At 64.0% G+C, this 16,132-nt stretch carries 17 protein-coding genes; 10 read left to right on the top strand and 7 right to left on the bottom strand.

From position 1 onward, the window contains the following. Positions 1-176 precede the first annotated feature (176 nt). Together AC07NV_RS12695 and AC07NV_RS12690 are read left to right on the top strand one after the other, a co-directional pair. A complete protein-coding gene (locus AC07NV_RS12695) occupies positions 177-383 on the top strand; it encodes a cold-shock protein (protein ID WP_039576866.1) in 207 nt (68 codons plus the stop codon). Between the two features lie 95 nt (positions 384-478). Continuing rightward, entirely contained in the window at positions 479-682 is a 204-nt protein-coding gene (locus tag AC07NV_RS12690) for a hypothetical protein (protein WP_495166730.1), read from the top strand. On the opposite strand, the gene AC07NV_RS12685 is transcribed toward AC07NV_RS12690, so the two are convergent. After that, positions 679-1,182, bottom strand: a complete 504-nt coding sequence (locus AC07NV_RS12685; protein WP_495166729.1) for a hypothetical protein — start codon at positions 1,180-1,182, stop codon at positions 679-681. The two genes, AC07NV_RS12690 and AC07NV_RS12685, sit on opposite strands and share 4 nt — an antisense overlap. Before the next feature lie 131 nt (positions 1,183-1,313). On the opposite strand from AC07NV_RS12685, the gene AC07NV_RS12680 reads away from it, so the two are divergent. The 3 genes from AC07NV_RS12680 (at position 1,314) to AC07NV_RS12670 (ending at position 3,611) form a co-directional block, all read left to right on the top strand. Continuing rightward, on the top strand, positions 1,314-1,799 hold the full coding sequence (locus AC07NV_RS12680) for an anthrone oxygenase family protein (RefSeq protein ID WP_495166728.1): 486 nt from the start codon (positions 1,314-1,316) through the stop codon (positions 1,797-1,799). A gap of 147 nt (positions 1,800-1,946) precedes the next feature. Next, a complete protein-coding gene (locus AC07NV_RS12675) occupies positions 1,947-3,074 on the top strand; it encodes a cell wall hydrolase (protein ID WP_495166727.1) in 1,128 nt (375 codons plus the stop codon). 150 nt (positions 3,075-3,224) lie between these two features. Beyond that, positions 3,225-3,611 (top strand): VOC family protein, encoded by a 387-nt coding sequence (locus AC07NV_RS12670; protein ID WP_495166726.1) that lies wholly within the window; start codon positions 3,225-3,227, stop codon positions 3,609-3,611. A gap of 105 nt (positions 3,612-3,716) precedes the next feature. Here AC07NV_RS12670 and AC07NV_RS12665 read toward each other — a convergent pair whose 3' ends face one another. From AC07NV_RS12665 to AC07NV_RS12645, 5 genes are all read right to left on the bottom strand, one after another. Next, positions 3,717-5,432 (bottom strand): ATP-binding protein, encoded by a 1,716-nt coding sequence (locus tag AC07NV_RS12665; protein ID WP_495166725.1) that lies wholly within the window; start codon positions 5,430-5,432, stop codon positions 3,717-3,719. Positions 5,433-5,505: 73 nt separating this feature from the next. After that, entirely contained in the window at positions 5,506-6,273 is a 768-nt protein-coding gene (locus AC07NV_RS12660) for a TIGR02186 family protein (protein ID WP_495167266.1), read from the bottom strand. Then, positions 6,273-7,181: a sulfite exporter TauE/SafE family protein gene (locus AC07NV_RS12655; protein WP_495166724.1), complete on the bottom strand. Its 909-nt coding sequence runs from the start codon at positions 7,179-7,181 to the stop codon at positions 6,273-6,275. Before AC07NV_RS12655 ends, AC07NV_RS12660 begins: the two co-directional genes overlap by 1 nt. A gap of 107 nt (positions 7,182-7,288) precedes the next feature. Beyond that, positions 7,289-8,032, bottom strand: a complete 744-nt coding sequence (locus tag AC07NV_RS12650) for a hypothetical protein (protein ID WP_495166723.1) — start codon at positions 8,030-8,032, stop codon at positions 7,289-7,291. A 392-nt stretch (positions 8,033-8,424) separates the two neighbouring features. Next, on the bottom strand, positions 8,425-9,810 hold the full coding sequence (locus AC07NV_RS12645; protein WP_495167265.1) for a glycosyl transferase family protein: 1,386 nt from the start codon (positions 9,808-9,810) through the stop codon (positions 8,425-8,427). A gap of 172 nt (positions 9,811-9,982) precedes the next feature. On the opposite strand from AC07NV_RS12645, the gene nhaA reads away from it, so the two are divergent. Next, positions 9,983-11,266 (top strand): Na+/H+ antiporter NhaA, encoded by a 1,284-nt coding sequence (nhaA, locus tag AC07NV_RS12640; RefSeq protein WP_495166722.1) that lies wholly within the window; start codon positions 9,983-9,985, stop codon positions 11,264-11,266. After that, complete coding sequence (locus AC07NV_RS12635; protein WP_495166721.1) at positions 11,263-12,612, top strand: hypothetical protein; 1,350 nt, start codon at positions 11,263-11,265, stop codon at positions 12,610-12,612. The genes nhaA and AC07NV_RS12635 overlap by 4 nt, the downstream gene beginning before the upstream one ends. A gap of 118 nt (positions 12,613-12,730) precedes the next feature. Here AC07NV_RS12635 and AC07NV_RS12630 read toward each other — a convergent pair whose 3' ends face one another. Continuing rightward, on the bottom strand, positions 12,731-14,470 hold the full coding sequence (locus AC07NV_RS12630) for an N-acyl-D-amino-acid deacylase family protein (protein ID WP_495166720.1): 1,740 nt from the start codon (positions 14,468-14,470) through the stop codon (positions 12,731-12,733). 139 nt (positions 14,471-14,609) lie between these two features. On the opposite strand from AC07NV_RS12630, the gene AC07NV_RS12625 reads away from it, so the two are divergent. From AC07NV_RS12625 to AC07NV_RS12615, 3 genes are read left to right on the top strand one after another with little or no spacing between them, the layout of a single operon-like run. After that, positions 14,610-15,359, top strand: a complete 750-nt coding sequence (locus tag AC07NV_RS12625; RefSeq protein WP_495166719.1) for a class I SAM-dependent methyltransferase — start codon at positions 14,610-14,612, stop codon at positions 15,357-15,359. 8 nt (positions 15,360-15,367) lie between these two features. Next, complete coding sequence (locus AC07NV_RS12620; protein ID WP_495166718.1) at positions 15,368-15,673, top strand: alkylphosphonate utilization protein; 306 nt, start codon at positions 15,368-15,370, stop codon at positions 15,671-15,673. A 14-nt stretch (positions 15,674-15,687) separates the two neighbouring features. Continuing rightward, a complete protein-coding gene (locus tag AC07NV_RS12615) occupies positions 15,688-16,017 on the top strand; it encodes a DMT family transporter (protein WP_495166717.1) in 330 nt (109 codons plus the stop codon). Positions 16,018-16,132 lie beyond the last annotated feature (115 nt).

Here is a 16,132-nt window from a genome sequence, read left to right as displayed (position 1 = left end):
AATTACGGATATTCCCAAAAACCTTGACTTTTCGGCAAATTTGATCCAATATTCATCGGCTAACGTCGCCTGCGACGGAAATTTGATGCCTACCGGCGGATACTTCCCTTCACGCGCTACCAGCTCCTCCGGTGCTTTTACCGGTTGATTCCCTGTTTTCGTGAAAGGAAACACCCATGCCCATCGGCACCGTAAAATTCTTCAACAGCGACAAAGGCTATGGTTTCATTGCCAATGAAGATGGCTCGGGCGACAGCTTCGTGCACATCAGCGCCGTCGAGCGCGCCGGCATGTCGACGCTGAACAAGGAACAGCGCGTTTCTTACGAGCTGGAAACCGACCAGCGCGGCAAGACGTCGGCTGTCAATCTTCAGCCTGCTTGAATGATCTCCGGCCCGGCATCCTTCGGGGCGCCGGGCCGGACCATTCGCCGATCACTCGGTACCCAAGCTCGCGCAGCCACCCAGGGAGCTATCCTATGGATATGAACGAGCTTTTCTACCGGCACCAGATGGCCTTGATGGCCGTGGGCCAACTGCGTGGCGCCAGCGCGCGTCATGCCGATTTCGACCTGCCCGGCCACTATGCCGACCGGATCGACGCCTATCGCGCCCGTCGCGGTATGAGCCGATATTTTCCCAAAACAGCCCGCCCCGAAACGGCGCCGGTCATCGGCGCCTAGCCGACCCGCTCGATGTCGATGTGCGGCCAGCGCGCCGCCAGCCGCTCGGCCCAGCGTTCATACGGCCACGGGATCACATCCTCGCTGAACCAGAACAGCCGGTTGCCTTCGAGGTCGTAGAGATGGACCGCGTCGTCGCTATCTTCCTGCTGGACGATGCGGAGGCGGGAGATGCGCGAGGGATGGATGCGACCTTCGTCGCCGCCGCGCGGACCGATTCGCCCCTGCCACCACACCAGGTCGCCCGTCGCGGGATCGATAAAGCTGCCGCGGTTCGGATTGGCGAGCATATTGAGCCCGGCCCCCAGCGCGACGAGCGCGCCGAGCCCCTGCGCCAGCGGCACCAGCCACGGTGCGCATTCGTTCCCGTCGTCGCGGCAATTGTCGGCAGGGTCGATCGTCGAACCCGCCCAGAAAAAGAACAGACCAAAGGCGAGCAGCAGCCACATCCGATAGTCGGTCCGCGCACTGCGCCGATAGGATGGGATAGCGTTGGTCATCGCGCATAATCTAGCGCGGGAACCTCAACGCCCGGCTAACGACCGGCCCATTGCGGATTCGCGATGGATATTGAGGCGATCGAGCTGCTATCACCATCGACGGACAGAGCCGCAACCAAGGAGCTGTAACGATGGAAAGCCCGCTGATTGCCGCGTTGCTCTGGTTTTCGATCGTCGCCTGCGGGCTGCTCGCGGGCCTTTATTTCGCCTTTTCGGCTTTTGTCATGACCGCACTCGATCGCATCGAGGTGCCGGCTGGCGTTGCGGCGATGAACAGCATCAACCGGGTGATCCAGCGCTCGCTGTTCATGCCGCTGTTCGTCGGCAGCAGCCTGTCGAGCCTCGCGCTCGCGGTCGTCGGCGCGCTGCATATGGACGAAGCCGGTGGTGCCGGGATGCTTGCCGGGGGTGTCATCTATGTCACCGGCATGTTTGTCGTGACGATGGTCTTTAACGTGCCGCGCAACAATGCGCTGGACGCAAGCGACCCGGTCAGCCCGGCGGGGCGGGCGATTTGGGCCCGTTACCTGAAGGAATGGACCATCTGGAACCATGTCCGCACCCTCGCCTCGACCGCGGCACTTATCCTGTTCGTCGGCGCGCTCGGCGCGCGCTAAAAGGCCCTCGTCCCGCAACGCCGCGCGTCCCCGGCAGCAATAGACAGCGATGGTGCAACATTTTGTTGGCGTTTCAGCGTATATGGTCGGCTGGCACATCGTCCGCGCGAATCGCGCGCGGCGGACGCGATGGAATTTGACACACGCATGAAGCCCGAGTTGAACCTGGCCGCCCGCTCGACGTGGCGCGACCCCATGCCGGAAAAGCCGGCGGGGCCGGGGCGCGCCTTCTGGGCGGCGATCGTCGCGGTGATGTCGGTAGCCTGCCTCGCGTTCCTGCTGTCGAGCGGCCAATTGCGCGCGCCGGTGGTCTTCGGACCGTATAGCGTGTCGGTGCCGCTCACCTTCCAGCCTTACGATCCCGAACGCTGGGCGATCATGAACGCCGAGGATTATGAGGACGCGCTGAAGATCGACCCGACGCTGCCCAATCCCGACAGCGTCGGTTATGGCGACGCGGCGGCACTGCCGCCGACCGATCCCGCGCTGCTCCGCGATGAAGCGTTCGTCGGCCCACCCGCTAAAAGCTATGTTTTCCGGGGCGTTACCGCGCTCGACCGCGAGCGTGCGCATTATTGCCTGACCTCCGCCATCTATTATGAAGCCGCGTCCGAAACCGACGACGGAATGCGCGGCGTCGCGCAGACGGTGATCAACCGCGTCCGTCACCCAAGCTTTCCGAACACCGTGTGCGGTGTCGTTTTTCAGGGATCGCAGCGCGCGGGCGTGTGCCAGTTCACCTTCAGCTGCGACGGCGCGATGGCGCGGGCACCCGAACGGCGGAACTGGTTGCGCGCCAGCCGCATCGCGTCGGCCGCGCTCGGCGGTTATGTGTTCCCGAAGGTCGGGCTCGCGACACATTATCACACGCAGGCGATCTGGCCGCGCTGGGGCAAGAGCCTGGTGATGACCAATATCGTCGGCGCGCATATCTTTCATCGCTGGCGCGGCCGCTGGGGGATGCCCGACGCATTTCGCGCGCCGTATCTCGGCCGCGAACCCGTGCCCGGCCCCTATCTGCCGCTCGCGCAGCAGTTGGCGATCCTGAAGGGTCAGGGCCTGCCGCCCGGCGCCGGGCCCGCACCGATGCTCACCGGTGCCGCCGCGCCGCTGCCCGAAACGGCCGCTGCGCCCCTGCCCGGCACGATGACGCCGGTGGCCCCCGCCGCGCCGCCGCCCATCGCGCCAACCGCGCCGGCCTATACCGATCCCCGGCTCAACCAGTCGGGCCAGATCCGCGAAGAATTCCGCGGCAGCGGAGAGTGGAAACGCTAGGGCAATCGGCTTAGACCATTCCAGTCGTCACCCCGGACTTGATCCGGGGTTCATTGACCGGGAGCCCGGCTTTGCAGTCATGGATCCCGGATCAAGTCCGGGTTGACGACCGGATCAAGTCCGGGATGACGAGATGTCAAGGAGGCTCGCATGGGACATGTCAAAGGCATCGGCGGACTGTTTTTCCGGGCGCGCGACCCCGACGCGCTGAACGCATGGTACCGCGAACGGCTGGGCGTCGGGGGCGGCTGCAGCGCCGACGAAAGCGTGCCGCCGAACCAATGGGTCTGGAACGTCACGGCAGGCCCGCTCGTCTTTGCGCCGTTCAAGGCCGACACCGACTATTTCCCCGCCGACCGCCAGCACATGCTGAACCTGCGCGTCGACGATCTCGACGCGGTGCTCGTGCCGTTTCGCGACGCGGGTGACGAAATCATCACCAAGGATGAGTGGAACGACCCCGCGGTCGGGCGCTTTGCACGCGTGCACGATCCCGAGGGCAATCCGATCGAGCTTTGGGAGCCGCCCAAAACATAATATAGTCATCCCGGCGAAGGCCGCGATCTCAACGGCGCGTTACAACGTTATGGAGAACCCCCGGCCTCCGCCGGGGTGACGGTTCGGGTTATGGAGAATGGGGCTTTACCGCCCCTGGCTGCGCCAGCGCTTGACGACGCGCTCAAGCATCTCCAGTTCGCCGCCCGTCTCGCGCCACAGTTTCGAGAAGAGCGGATCGCTCGACGCCGGACGCTTGTCCTCTTCCAACGTATCCAGATAGACGCGGATCGGGATCGACACGCCCTCGCCGCAGACAATGCATTCGCGGTTGCGCAGCGCCGGGATCGAATCGATGAAACCGCGCGCGCCTTCGGGCATCGCGGCTTTCACGAAATGCTGATCGCGTTCGTTGTTGAGGCGCATCGAGATGATCGTGCCGCACTGCGACAGCACCCCTTCGGCCAGATCGGACGGGCGCTGGGTGATCAGGCCCAGCGACACGCCATATTTACGGCCTTCCTTGGCGATGCGTTCGAGGACCTTGCGGACCGCCTGCCCCTGACCGATGTCCTTGGCCGGGATGTAACGGTGCGCTTCCTCGCAGACGAGGAGGATCGGGCGTTGCGGCTCGCCGCGCGACCAGATCGCATAGTCAAAGGTCAGGCGCGACAGCACCGCAACCACGACCGACGTGATGTCCGATGGAACGCCCGACACGTCGATGATCGAAATCGGCCGGCCGTCCGACGGCAGGCGGAAAATCTTGCCGAGAAAATTCGTCATCGTGTCGGCGACGAGCATGCCCGAGAACATGAAATTATAGCGCGGATCGGCGCGCATTTCCTCGATCTTGCCCTTGATGCGCATGAACGGCGCGCTCGATGTCGCCTTGTCGAGCTTGCCCATTTCGTTCTGCAGGATGTTGAGCAGGTCGGAGAGCAGATAGGGAATCGGCGAATCGACCGTGATCTTGGTCATGCCTTCGGCGAGCCGGTTCTTGGTCCGCGCCTGAAGCAGGCAGCGCGCCAGCACGTCGCAATCGGACTGGCGGTCGCGGCCCTCGGCGGTGACGAAGACTTCGCAATGTTCTTCGAAATTCATCAGCCAATAGGGCATGGCGAGGTTGTCGACGTCGAACAGCGCGCCGATCCCCTTGAACGCCGCCGAATATTCGCCGTGCGGGTCGATCATCAGGATGTGACCTTGCGGCGCGAGCTCGCAAATCTTGTGCAGGATCAGCGCGGCGCTGGTCGATTTACCGGTACCGGTCGACCCGAGCAGCGCGAAATGCTTGCCGAGCATCGCGTCGACATAGAGCGATCCCCGAATATCCTTGGTCGGATAGACGGTACCGATTTCGACATGCGCGCGCTCATCGGCGGCGTATATCTGTTTGAGGTCAGCGCTGGTGGCTGCAAAGACCTGACTGCCAGGGATCGGGTAACGGGTGACGCCTCGGCGGAAATTATGGATGCGGCCGGTGATCTTTTCCTCTTCACCTTCGCCGAGGAAGTCGATCGTCGCGACGATCAATCCCTCGCCGCGTTCGTGGAGCTGCTGGTCGCGGATGCTGGCGATCAGCCAGATACTGCCGACGCGAACCTTGACCTGCGCGCCGACCTGACCGGCCATCGCCACCGCGGAATCGCCGGACGATGCCAGTTTGCCGATCGTCGCGGCGTCGAGGAGGATACGCGACGCCGAACCCGAAATATCGACCACTTCGCCGATCATCAAATCGTCGCGATGATGGATGGCGGCCGGTGCGACCGAGGCCGCTGCGCCGCCTCCGCCGGTAAGCCGGACGTGCTGCGCCGCCGTCAAATCTCCGGCACTGAATCCGCCACCCTGCATGTCCATGTATCCGCCCCGCCTATTGTGGTCCCATCCTGAGCTATCGCAGAGGAGGGTAAATAGGCTGTGAACTTTCGCGTCAGCGGCGCCGGAAAATCGCCGAAGCGCCGTAACCGAGTATCAGTGACAGGAACACCGCGGCAAGACCGTAGAGAAAGCCGTGACGCTGCGCCGCAAGGGCGACGAAACGTTCGAACCCGGCCTTGCGTATCTGGACATCGCGCGATGCGACCGCGAGCACGCGTCCGCCGCTGATCAGATAGGTTTCGGCGCGGTACGTCCCCACGGGAACGCGGGCCGGCACGGGGATGCGGGCGCGGTAAAGCACCCCTTCGGTAATTTCGACCGCCGCCGGATTTTCGTAAAACAGCCCGATCCGGCGATATAGCTCGATCAGCCCGGCCTCGAAGCGCTCGAGCTTCCTGGCTCCCGAAAACCCGGTCGGCGACATCGAGAGATTGGCCAGCCCGAGCTCGAAGATCGCCGCAGTCCGTTCATCGACAAGCTTGTCGATCGGGCGCGACGAGCCGATCGCATAGAAACCGGGCGAGGTGCGCAGCCGGATGCTGGCAGCATTGACCCAGATGCCGGCGACGCGCCGCTTTTCCCGCAGGACGATCGGCCGCACCGGCCCCTTCAACACAACGACGATGTCGGCGCGGTCGTCGGGCAAGCGCTGGCCCGGGTAGAGGATCGCGCCGAACAGCAACAGCTCCTCGCCGGTAAAGCTGTACTGGATATCGATGTTACGGCTCGACACGTCGGGCACCAGACGCGGATCGGCCGCGTGCGCCGCCACGGGCAGAAGCAATATGGCGAGCCAGAGGACCAGGGCGCCCGGACGCATCATTGCACCGTATAGATTTCTTCGGGACGGATGAAGAGATCGACCCCCATCCGTAGCGCAACGAGCAACACGATCGCCGCGAGCGCCATACGCAGATATTCGGGTTTCACTTTTTGCGCAAAGCGTGCGCCGACTTGCGCCCCGACGACGCTGCCAAGGAGCAGCAGTCCGGCAAGCACGATGTCGACCGCACCCGTGGTCAGCGCATGAACCATCGTGGTTGCGATCGTCACGAACAGGATCTGGAACAGCGAGGTACCGACGACGACCTGCGTCCCCATGCCGAGCAGATAAAGCATCGCCGGCACCATGATGAAGCCGCCGCCGACGCCGAGCAACATGGTCAGCACGCCCCCGACCAGGCCGAGCAGGAGCGGCGCGAGCGGCGAGATATAGAGACCCGAGCGATAAAAGCGCCAGCGCATTGGCAGGTTGGCGACCATCGGATGATGGCGCCGCTTGCGCGCCGGGGCAGGCAAGCCGGCCTGCGCGGCGCGGTAACTTCCCCACGCTTCACGCCCCATGAAGGTGCCAACGATGCCGAGCAGTGCGACATAAAGGATGTTGATCACCGTATCGATCTGTCCCCAGGCGGTGAGCAACTCGAACAATCCGGCACCGATCAGCGAACCGAGCAGGCCGCCCGCGACCAGCACGCCGCCCATGCGAAGATCGACCCCGTCGCGTTCAAGATGCGCCATCACGCCCGACACGCTCGCGCCCGTCACCTGCGTCGCCGCCGATGCCGCAGCGACCGTCGGCGGGATGCCGTAGAAAATGAGCAGAGGCGTCGTCAGGAAACCGCCGCCGACGCCGAACATGCCCGACAGGAAACCCACACCGCCACCGAGCAAGATAATGACCAGCGCGTTGACCGAGAGATTGGCGACTGGGAGGTAAAGATCCATGGGCCCCGACGAACGTCCGCGGCGCCAGAACAGCGCCGATTCTGGCGACCCTAAACCATTTTTACGAAGCGGGGAATCGACTGTGGCGGCTAATTTCGCGCAAAGGCTCAGAAGTCGGCGGCCAAGGTGAGCGCAACGCCGCTTTCGGGTCTGGCTTCACCCGCAACGCGTTGCCGCCAGTCGAGCGCGATGCGGCTGCCCTCACCGACGTCGGGCAGGCGCAGCGTCAACCGCGGACCAACGTCGACACGCGCCGCGCCGGGCTGCACCGCCCCCGCCGCCAACGCGCCGAGACGCAGCGGCGATGTCTCGTCGGGCCCAAGCCCGCGGTCGACGACGATCGCGCCGTCGGCAAAACCATCGCGCCGCCGCGTCCCGACGACACCCGCCTGCGCATAGGCGTCGAGCCGGAAACCCGCAGGCAGCGCGACATCCGAGACGCCGCCCGTCACCATCGCAGCCAGCGCGGTGCGGCCCTCTGGCCCCAATGCGACACGTTGTTCGATCGCCAAATCGACCGGCAGGTGCGCGAGCGGCGCATAGGCAAGCCCGAACGCAACCTCGCGCTGCTCCGGCCGCTGCACCGCGATCGTCGCGCGGGCATAGGCGCGGGCGCGCCCGCTGTCGCCAAAGCCATAGCCGAGCCGTAGCCCTGCCTGGCTGCCGCCGAGCTGGCTGGCCGCGCCGATGGTTCCCGGCGCACTCCCGACACCGTCGCGCAAATAGACCCAGCCCGCGAGTGACCAGCCGGAAAGCTGTCGCCGAATCCAGAAGGGCTTGCCCTGCCCCGGATCGGCGCGTGCGGCGGGCGCAAGCGGGAACCACAGCGGCGCGCCGACGGCAGAGCGCACGGCGCCACCGGGCGGAGACGGCAAAAATCGCACCATCAATGCGAGGCGAAGGCTGTGACGGTCGGCGCCACCGCCCCCTGTCGGCATATCCGGGGGGTTGCCATTGGCGAACGGCGCAGACGTGGAGATGGCTGCTAAACGGCGCGCCGCCTGTACGCCTGCCGCGCGCTCGGATTTGTGACGCAGGAGGACAACAGGCGCGCTTCCCGTCTGCATTTCGGCCGAAAAGGGCGTCGGTACGGTCCAAGGCGCGCGCGCGGCCTCCGGCGGGGTAGGAATGGGGATATCCCAAGCCGCCACCATCCGGACGGCAACCCATCCCGAAAGGCAAATCAGCAGGAAACGGAACGCCCTTGCGTCGCTGCTCCCGCGCATGGCCGGGGCAAAAGATATCATGACGGCGCCGCTCGCGACCGCTTCGGCTCAAGCACTGGCGTGCCGTGGAAATGGTCGGTCTTTTCCCACACCACGTGCCCCGAGCGAAGCATACGCCAATAGAGCATCACGGCGCGCCGTGCCGCCAGCATAGCGATGATATTGGCGACGAATGCGCGCGGCAGCGCCAACATCGACTGGCCCAATCCATACCAGCGAGCCGTGAAAAAACCACGCATGCCCAGTCGCCACAACAGGAGCCCGGCATTGATGGAAAAGACTGTCCATAGCGCGCCGCCCGGCAGCGACATCCCCCAACCCAGTAGTTCATGCCCGGCCCAGCCGACTGCCGTGACGATCATGGCGGCATAAGCGGCGAGAAGGACGAGCGCAGCCAGTGGCGCGCGGCGATCGCGCCATAGCATCCACCGCGCGAGCCAGATGTCCGGGCCGAACCGTTTGGCATGTAGGTGGTTCGACCCGATCCAGCCCAACGAATCCCAGCCCGCCAGCGCGATGCCAGCAATCCAGCGGGACTTCTGCTTCACCGAAGTCTCTACCGAAATCGGGAAGGCGCCGCGCGAAGCAATGCGGTCGCCGCGCGTCCCCAAAACGTCGACAAAAGACGTGCGAAGGCCATAGGCCCCGATCAGCATGCCCAGTTCATAATCTTCGGTGAGACTGTCGGCACGAAAAGGCTGCCCGCCACGCTCGACAGCAAGGAGCGCCATGGTCGACCGGCTGAGTGCACAGCCAACACCGGCTGAGGGGATTGGGAGACCAAGCCGCGAGCGAAGCGCGACCTCCTTGCCGTGGGCCTCCGCAAATTCGTCGCAATAATGACCGCCGACCCATGTCGATCTGCGATCAAAAAACGGGATGACGGGTATTTGCACCATCGCATATCTGGCAAGCTCTCGCCGATAGAGCGCCAGTTCTTCGGGATGCACATGATCCTCGGCATCGTGGAGGACGATGCCGGCAAAGCGAAAACCTTCATCACGCTCATCCTCGCCCAACGCGGCCCAAAGTCCGTTGAGATTGTCACCCTTCGTCGTCGGGCCATCATGTGCACCGATTACCAGACGAAGCCGCGGGTCGCGCGCAATCAGCGGCGATATAGCGAGAATGGTTGCGGCATCGTTGGGGTAGCAGCCGATATAGATGCGAAAATTCTCGCCCTCCCACGCCGCCAGTGCGCGGGTCAACGTCGCAGGCAAGACGGCGGCTTCCTTCCATGCCGGAAGCAATATCGCCAGCTTTCCGAAAAGTGGCGCAGCCGCTTCGGCCGGTTGAGCCCGATCACGGCTCGTGATCCAAAACAGATCGAAAAACAGATCATCGATTCCAAAAATAAGAATTCCGACCGATGCGAACAGCATCAGTTCGTGACCGGTGCCCATCACCAGCCATTCCAGCCATGCGGTCGATAGCTCCACCCTGTTCGTCTCGCCCCACGCGATGACGTGACGTCATCCACACCGATAGGCTAGAGAAGGGCGTGCATTTGTAAAGCTGGGCACCTGCCGATAGGTAACCGTCAAACGTCCTGACGAACCAAGGAATAATTGATCTATGAATCGCAGTTTTCCGTCTCGTTCCGCGTTGCGCGACTTTCTCGCGAGCGAAAGCGCAGGGGGTATGCTGCTTATTTTTGCAGCCATATTGGCTATGATTGTCGCCAATTCCCCGTTCGGGACGCTCTATCACGATATCATTCATACGGAGACCGGCCCGGTCCTGACCGACAAGCTGGGGCCGATGACCGTCCATCTGTGGATCAACGACGGGCTGATGGCGGTATTTTTCCTGCTCGTCGGGCTCGAAATCAAGCGCGAGTTCGTCGACGGCCGGCTGGCGAGCTGGGATCGACGGCGGTTGCCGTTCATCGCCGCAGCGGCGGGGATGGCGGTGCCAGCCGCAATCTACATGCTCTTTGCCGGCGGAACACCGGGGCTGACGCAGGGCTGGGCAATTCCGGCGGCAACCGACATCGCCTTTGCCATGGGGGTGCTCGCGCTGCTCGGACAGCGCGCACCGACCTCGCTCAAGCTGTTCCTCGTGACCGTCGCGATTGTCGACGACATGGGGGCGGTCGCGATCATCGCGCTTTTCTATACGGCCAAGATCAACCTGCTCGCGCTCGGCGCGGCGGCCGTCATCCTCGGCCTGATGTTCGCGATGAGCCGCTACCGCGTGAAGAGCCTGCCGCTCTACCTGCTGATGTTCGCCTTACTGTGGTACGCGATGCTGCTCTCGGGCGTCCACGCGACGATCGCCGGGGTGCTGGCGGCGATGGCGATCCCGTTCGAGCGCACGCCGGGCGCGCCCGACAGCGAGCATTCGCCATTGCACCGGCTCGAACATGGTCTGCACCCCTGGGTCGCCTTTGCGATCGTGCCGCTGTTCGGCTTCGCGAACGCCGGGGTCGATGTAAGCGGGCTGACCGCCGAACAGATTCTCGCGCCGCTGCCGCTCGGCATCGCGGCGGGGCTGTTTATCGGGAAGCAGATCGGTATTTTCGGAAGCGTCTGGCTGGCGGTCAAGCTCGGCATCGCGGGCAGGCTGCGCGGTGCGACCTGGCTGCAGGTCTATGGCGTCGCGATGCTGTGCGGCATCGGCTTCACGATGAGCCTGTTCATCGGCGGGCTCGCCTTTCCGGGCGATCCGCTGCGGGTCGAGGAGGCCAAGATCGGCATATTGATGGGGTCACTGTTCGCTGCGCTCGCCGGCTATGCGGTGCTGCGCTTCGCGCCATCGCATCCGGACCAAGACGCCGTCGAACGAGCGTCCGATGCCGAGATCGCCGCCGATGGCGATGTGCGTGACACGTCCGAGAGCAACGGTATAGCGCGATGATGCGCAACCTCATCGCCCTGTCGCTGATCGCCGCCCTGCCCGGCTGCGCCGCGAGCCAGACCGAAGGCCCGACCGGCAAAGCGAGCGTCGCCACGGTCGAGGTGCGCCGCACCGCCGCATCGACCAAAGCACTCGACGAGATCGCCGCTGCCTATCTGCGGCTGACGCTCGAGATCGGCACGCACGAAAGCGGCTATATCGACGCCTATTATGGCCCGCCCGAACTGCAGAAGGCCGCCGAGGCGGCGCCGCGCGACAAACCCGCATTGCTCGCGGCGGTGCGCGAACTGATGGCGCAAATCGATCTCGCCGCGCGGCGCATGTCCGACCCGCTCGAACGCCGGCGTGCCACCTTCCTGCGCGCGCAACTCCGCGCCGCTGAAACGCGATTGCAGATGATGCAGGGCACGCGCTTCGCCTTCGCCGACGAGGCCGAGCGATTGTTCGGGGTGCGGCCGCGGCTCAAACCCCTCGCAAGCTACGACCCCGAGCTGGCAAAGATCGACGCGCTCGTCCCCGGCAATGGCCCGCTCGCCGACCGCGTCGAGGCCTATCTCGACCGCTTCACCATCCCCAAGGACCGGCTGCAGAAGACCTTCGACGCCGCGATCGCACGCTGCCGCGGCCGCAGCATGGCGCATATTCCGATGCCCGAAGGCGAGAGCTTCCGGCTCGAATTCGTCACCGGAAAGAGCTGGAGCGGCTATAACTACTATCAGGGCGGCTATCACAGCCTGATCCAGGTCAACACCGACCTGCCGATCCGCCTGTCGCGCGCGCTCGATCTCGGTTGCCACGAGGGATATCCGGGGCATCACCTGCTCAACATGAAGCTCGAAGAAGGGCCGGTCAAACAGCGCGGCTGGGCCGAATTCAGCGTCTATCCGCTCTACAGCCCGCAGAGCCTGATCGCCGAGGGCAGCGCCAATTACGGCATCGACCTCGCTTTTCCCGAAAGCAGCAAGGCCGATACCGAACGCGACGTCCTGATGCCGATCGCCGAGATCGCGGTGCCGGCCGACGACCGCTACTGGCAGCTGCTCGCGGCAATCAAGCGCGCCTCGGGGGCGCGGCTGACGATCGCGCAGCAATATCTCGACGGCATCATCGACCGCCCGACCGCGGTCGCGCTCACCCAGAAATATCTGCTCGTCTCAGCCCAGCGGGCCGAGCAATCGGTGAGCTTCACCGACCAGTATCGCAGCTATGTGATCAACTACGGGCTCGGCGAGACGATGGTGCGCGCCTGGGTCGAGCGCGGAAAACCAGGCCGCGACGAGATGTGGCGGCGCATGGCAAAGATCGTCAGCGAACCGACTTTGCCTTCGGATTTGCTGGTTCGCTGACTGAAACAGCCCCTCCAATTTCCGTTCGCCCTGAGCTTGTCGAAGGGCCGTTCTTTCTTTGGTCAAAGAAGGGCGGTGCTTCGACAAGCTCAGCACGAACGGATTAGAGGGGAATGTTTTACTCCGCCGCCATTGCCATTTCGACGCGCTGCGGGCCGCGGATCACCCCGCCCGGCGTCGGACCCTGCATCGCGCCATCCTTGAAGGTCACCACACCCGACTTCACCGTCGCGACATAGCCGTCGGCCTTTTGCAGCAAGCGCTTGCCGCCCGCGGGCAGGTCGAACGCGAGCCACGGCTTGCCGAGCTTGATCGCATCCATGTCGATGACGTTGAGATCGGCGAGATAGCCCGGCGCAAGCACGCCGCGATCTTCGAGCCCATAGAGCAAGGCGGTGTCGCGGCACTGGCGCTTCACCGCATGTTCGAGCGCAATGCGATGGCCTTTGCGGTCGCGCACCCAATGCTGGAGCATGAAGGTCGGCGAGGCGGCATCACAGATCGTCCCGCAATGCGCGCCGCCGTCGGACAGGCTGTTCACCGTGTCGTCCGACGCCTGCAAATCCTCGAGGAAGTTGAGGTTGCCGTCGCGGTAGTTCAAAATCGGGAAATAGATGAAACCCTTGCCGTCGTCCTTCATCAGCAGATCATAGGCATATTCGGACGGCGAGACGCCTGCGGCGACCGCACGCGCCATGATGCTTTCGTCCATTTTCGGCTCATAGTTGAAGTCGGGGTCCATTTCGAACTGCACCGGCCAACCCAGGGCGACGACCTTGAGGAAATCGAGGATATCGCTTTCGGGCCAGATATTTTCTTCCTCGATCATCCGCGCCTTGAACGCCGGGTCCTTCAACTTGGCAAGCTGCGCGTCCCAGGGAAGATCGATGATCTCGTTCCACGCGGGCTTGAAGCGGAACGGGTGCACCGTACCCTGCCACGCCATGATCACGCCGTTGCCGCGCAGCGCGATCTGCGCGACAATATTCGCGCCGGTCGCATTCTGACGGCGCATTTCCTCGATCTGCTCTTCAAGCGGCAGTTCCTTGGCGATCGACTGGAGTGCGGCGAAGGTCACCGGCAGCCCGGTTTCGCGGCTGAGGTCGCCCATCCACTGGAACTCGTTCCACTCGCGCTTCATGTCGCTTGCCATTTCGAACACGCCGTAACCGACGCGGCCCATCGCGCGGCCGATCGCGATCAGTTCTTCGGCGGTCGCGGTGGTGCCGGGGACGAGTTCGCCGTCGACCGACTTGTGGAGCACGGTGCGGCTGGTCGAGAAGCCGAGCGCGCCCGCGCGAACGCCTTCCTCGACGATGCGCGACATCTCCGCGATGTCCTGTTCGGTGGGGATCGCGCCGGGCTTTTCGCGGTCGCCGAGCACATAGGCGCGCACCGCGCCGTGCGGGACGTGGCATGCGACGTCGACGGTGCGCGGCAGCTTTTCGAGCGCGTCCATATATTCGGGAAAGGTTTCCCAATCCCACGACATGCCTTCGGCGAGCGCGGTGCCGGGGATGTCCTCGACGCCTTCCATCAGGCTGATCAGCCATTCGTGGCGGTCGGGCTTGGCGGGCGCGAAGCCGACGCCGCAATTGCCCATCACGACGGTGGTGACACCGTGCCAGCTCGACGGTGCCATTTCGGCGTCCCACGTCGCCTGCCCGTCATAATGGGTGTGGACGTCGACGAAGCCGGGGGTGACGATCTTCCCCGCCGCGTCGATTTCCTTGGCGCCAGCACCCAGGTTTTCGCCGACCGCGACGATGCGGTCCCCGTCAATCGCGACGTCCGCAACAAAGGGCGTCCCGCCCATACCATCGACGACCGTGCCGCCGCGAATCACCAGATCATGCATGTCCGCTCTCCCAAGTCTTTTGGCCTGATTTTTAGTTTCACCGAGAAACCTATCATCAAAATCGCGATATGCAAATAAGTGCGCGGAGACGGCGACGAGGCGCTATGATGGCGCCATAAAATCATCGGGAGTCGTTGCCATGATCCGCTCGCTTACCCTCGCCCTTCTGCTCGCCGTTTCGGCGACGCCGCTCGCCGCGAAGCAGGCCCCCGCCCCCAACTACAAGGCGGCACTAGCCGATCCGGCGCGGCCCGCCGCCGACCGGACACGTGACGCGGCGCGCAAACCCGCCGAGCTGCTCGCCTTCGCGCAGATCAAACCGGGCCAGAAGGTCGGCGACTATGTCATGGGCGGCGGTTATGTAACGCGGCTGCTCGCCGCCGCAGTCGGCCCGACGGGCAGGGTCTATGGCTTCCAGCCCGCCGAATTCATCGCATTCAAGAAACAATATGGCGACGATCAGGCCGCGATCGACGCCGCCTACGACAATGTCGATGCCGTCGCCGGCCCCTTTGCGGCGCCCGCCTTTCCCGAACCGCTCGACACGATCATCACGGTGCAGAATTTCCACGACCTCTATTTGAAACCCTTCCCCGCAGGGACGGGCGACAAAGCGAGCGCGGCACTGTTTGCGGCACTGAAACCCGGCGGGACATTGATCCTCGTCGACCATAGTGCGGCGAAAGGCAGCGGCACGACCTTGTCCGACAGCCTGCACCGGATCGACGAGGATGCGGTGGTTGCGACGCTGACCAGGGTGGGTTTCAAGCTTGAGGCGGAAAGCGACCTCTATCGCCGCGCCGCCGATCCGCGTAGCGCCAATGTCTTCGACAAGGACATCCGCGGCAAGACCGACCAGTTCACCCTGCGCTTCCGCAAACCGAAATAAGGATCAACATGGCCGACGATGATTATGTCTATGACGAAGCGAGCGGCGAATGGCTGTCTGCCGGCGATGTCGCCGCGCGCGACGCCGCGGCGACGGCGGGCCCCGAGGTGCGCGACGCCGTCGGCAATCTGCTCGCCGATGGCGATTCGGTCGTGCTGGTCAAGGATCTGACCGTCAAGGGCGCGGGACAGACATTGAAGGTCGGCACCGTGATCAAATCGATCCGCCTGACCGGCGACGACCAGGAAATCGATTGCCGGCACGAGGGGATCAAGGGCCTCGTCCTGCGCGCCGAATTCGTCCGCAAGCGCTGAGCGGAGACAAGGCCTTGCATTATATCTATCTCGGCATCGCGATTGTCGCCGAAGTGATCGCGACATCGTTCCTGAAGCAATCCGACGGTTTCCGGAATATCGGCCCGTCGCTGATCATGGCTACGGGCTATGTCGTCGCCTTCTATTTCCTGTCGCTGGCGCTCCGCGACATCCCGACCGGCGTCGCCTATGCGATCTGGTCGGGGGTGGGTATTGTGCTGATCGCGACGGTCGCCTGGGTCTTGCAGGGTCAACGCCTCGATACGCCCGCAATCATCGGCATGACGCTGATCGTCGCTGGCGTTGCGGTCATGAATATCTGGTCGAAGACCGCCGCCCACTGACGGACAGCGGTCTCGCTCGTCAGGAAAACAGGCCTTTCCGCGGCCCCATATACCCGAAGAGGTAGGCGGCGACTTTTCGCATTTGTATTTCCTCGGCGCCTTCTGTGATGCGGTA

This window comes from Sphingopyxis sp. GW821-FHT10B01, assembly GCF_059415685.1.
This window is presented reverse-complemented; position numbering and strand designations above follow the sequence as displayed.

Coding starts and splice junctions, on each gene's coding strand:
- AC07NV_RS12620 (WP_495166718.1), top strand. CDS start 15,368: ATGGCCGACGATGATTATGTCTATGACGAAGCGAGCGGCGAATGGCTG.
- AC07NV_RS12660 (WP_495167266.1), bottom strand. CDS start 6,273: ATGCGTCCGGGCGCCCTGGTCCTCTGGCTCGCCATATTGCTTCTGCCC.
- AC07NV_RS12630 (WP_495166720.1), bottom strand. CDS start 14,470: ATGCATGATCTGGTGATTCGCGGCGGCACGGTCGTCGATGGTATGGGC.
- AC07NV_RS12665 (WP_495166725.1), bottom strand. CDS start 5,432: ATGGACATGCAGGGTGGCGGATTCAGTGCCGGAGATTTGACGGCGGCG.
- AC07NV_RS12635 (WP_495166721.1), top strand. CDS start 11,263: ATGATGCGCAACCTCATCGCCCTGTCGCTGATCGCCGCCCTGCCCGGC.
- AC07NV_RS12625 (WP_495166719.1), top strand. CDS start 14,610: ATGATCCGCTCGCTTACCCTCGCCCTTCTGCTCGCCGTTTCGGCGACG.
- AC07NV_RS12670 (WP_495166726.1), top strand. CDS start 3,225: ATGGGACATGTCAAAGGCATCGGCGGACTGTTTTTCCGGGCGCGCGAC.
- AC07NV_RS12655 (WP_495166724.1), bottom strand. CDS start 7,181: ATGGATCTTTACCTCCCAGTCGCCAATCTCTCGGTCAACGCGCTGGTC.
- AC07NV_RS12690 (WP_495166730.1), top strand. CDS start 479: ATGGATATGAACGAGCTTTTCTACCGGCACCAGATGGCCTTGATGGCC.
- nhaA (WP_495166722.1), top strand. CDS start 9,983: ATGAATCGCAGTTTTCCGTCTCGTTCCGCGTTGCGCGACTTTCTCGCG.
- AC07NV_RS12645 (WP_495167265.1), bottom strand. CDS start 9,810: ATGGGCACCGGTCACGAACTGATGCTGTTCGCATCGGTCGGAATTCTT.
- AC07NV_RS12685 (WP_495166729.1), bottom strand. CDS start 1,182: ATGACCAACGCTATCCCATCCTATCGGCGCAGTGCGCGGACCGACTAT.
- AC07NV_RS12695 (WP_039576866.1), top strand. CDS start 177: ATGCCCATCGGCACCGTAAAATTCTTCAACAGCGACAAAGGCTATGGT.
- AC07NV_RS12680 (WP_495166728.1), top strand. CDS start 1,314: ATGGAAAGCCCGCTGATTGCCGCGTTGCTCTGGTTTTCGATCGTCGCC.
- AC07NV_RS12675 (WP_495166727.1), top strand. CDS start 1,947: ATGAAGCCCGAGTTGAACCTGGCCGCCCGCTCGACGTGGCGCGACCCC.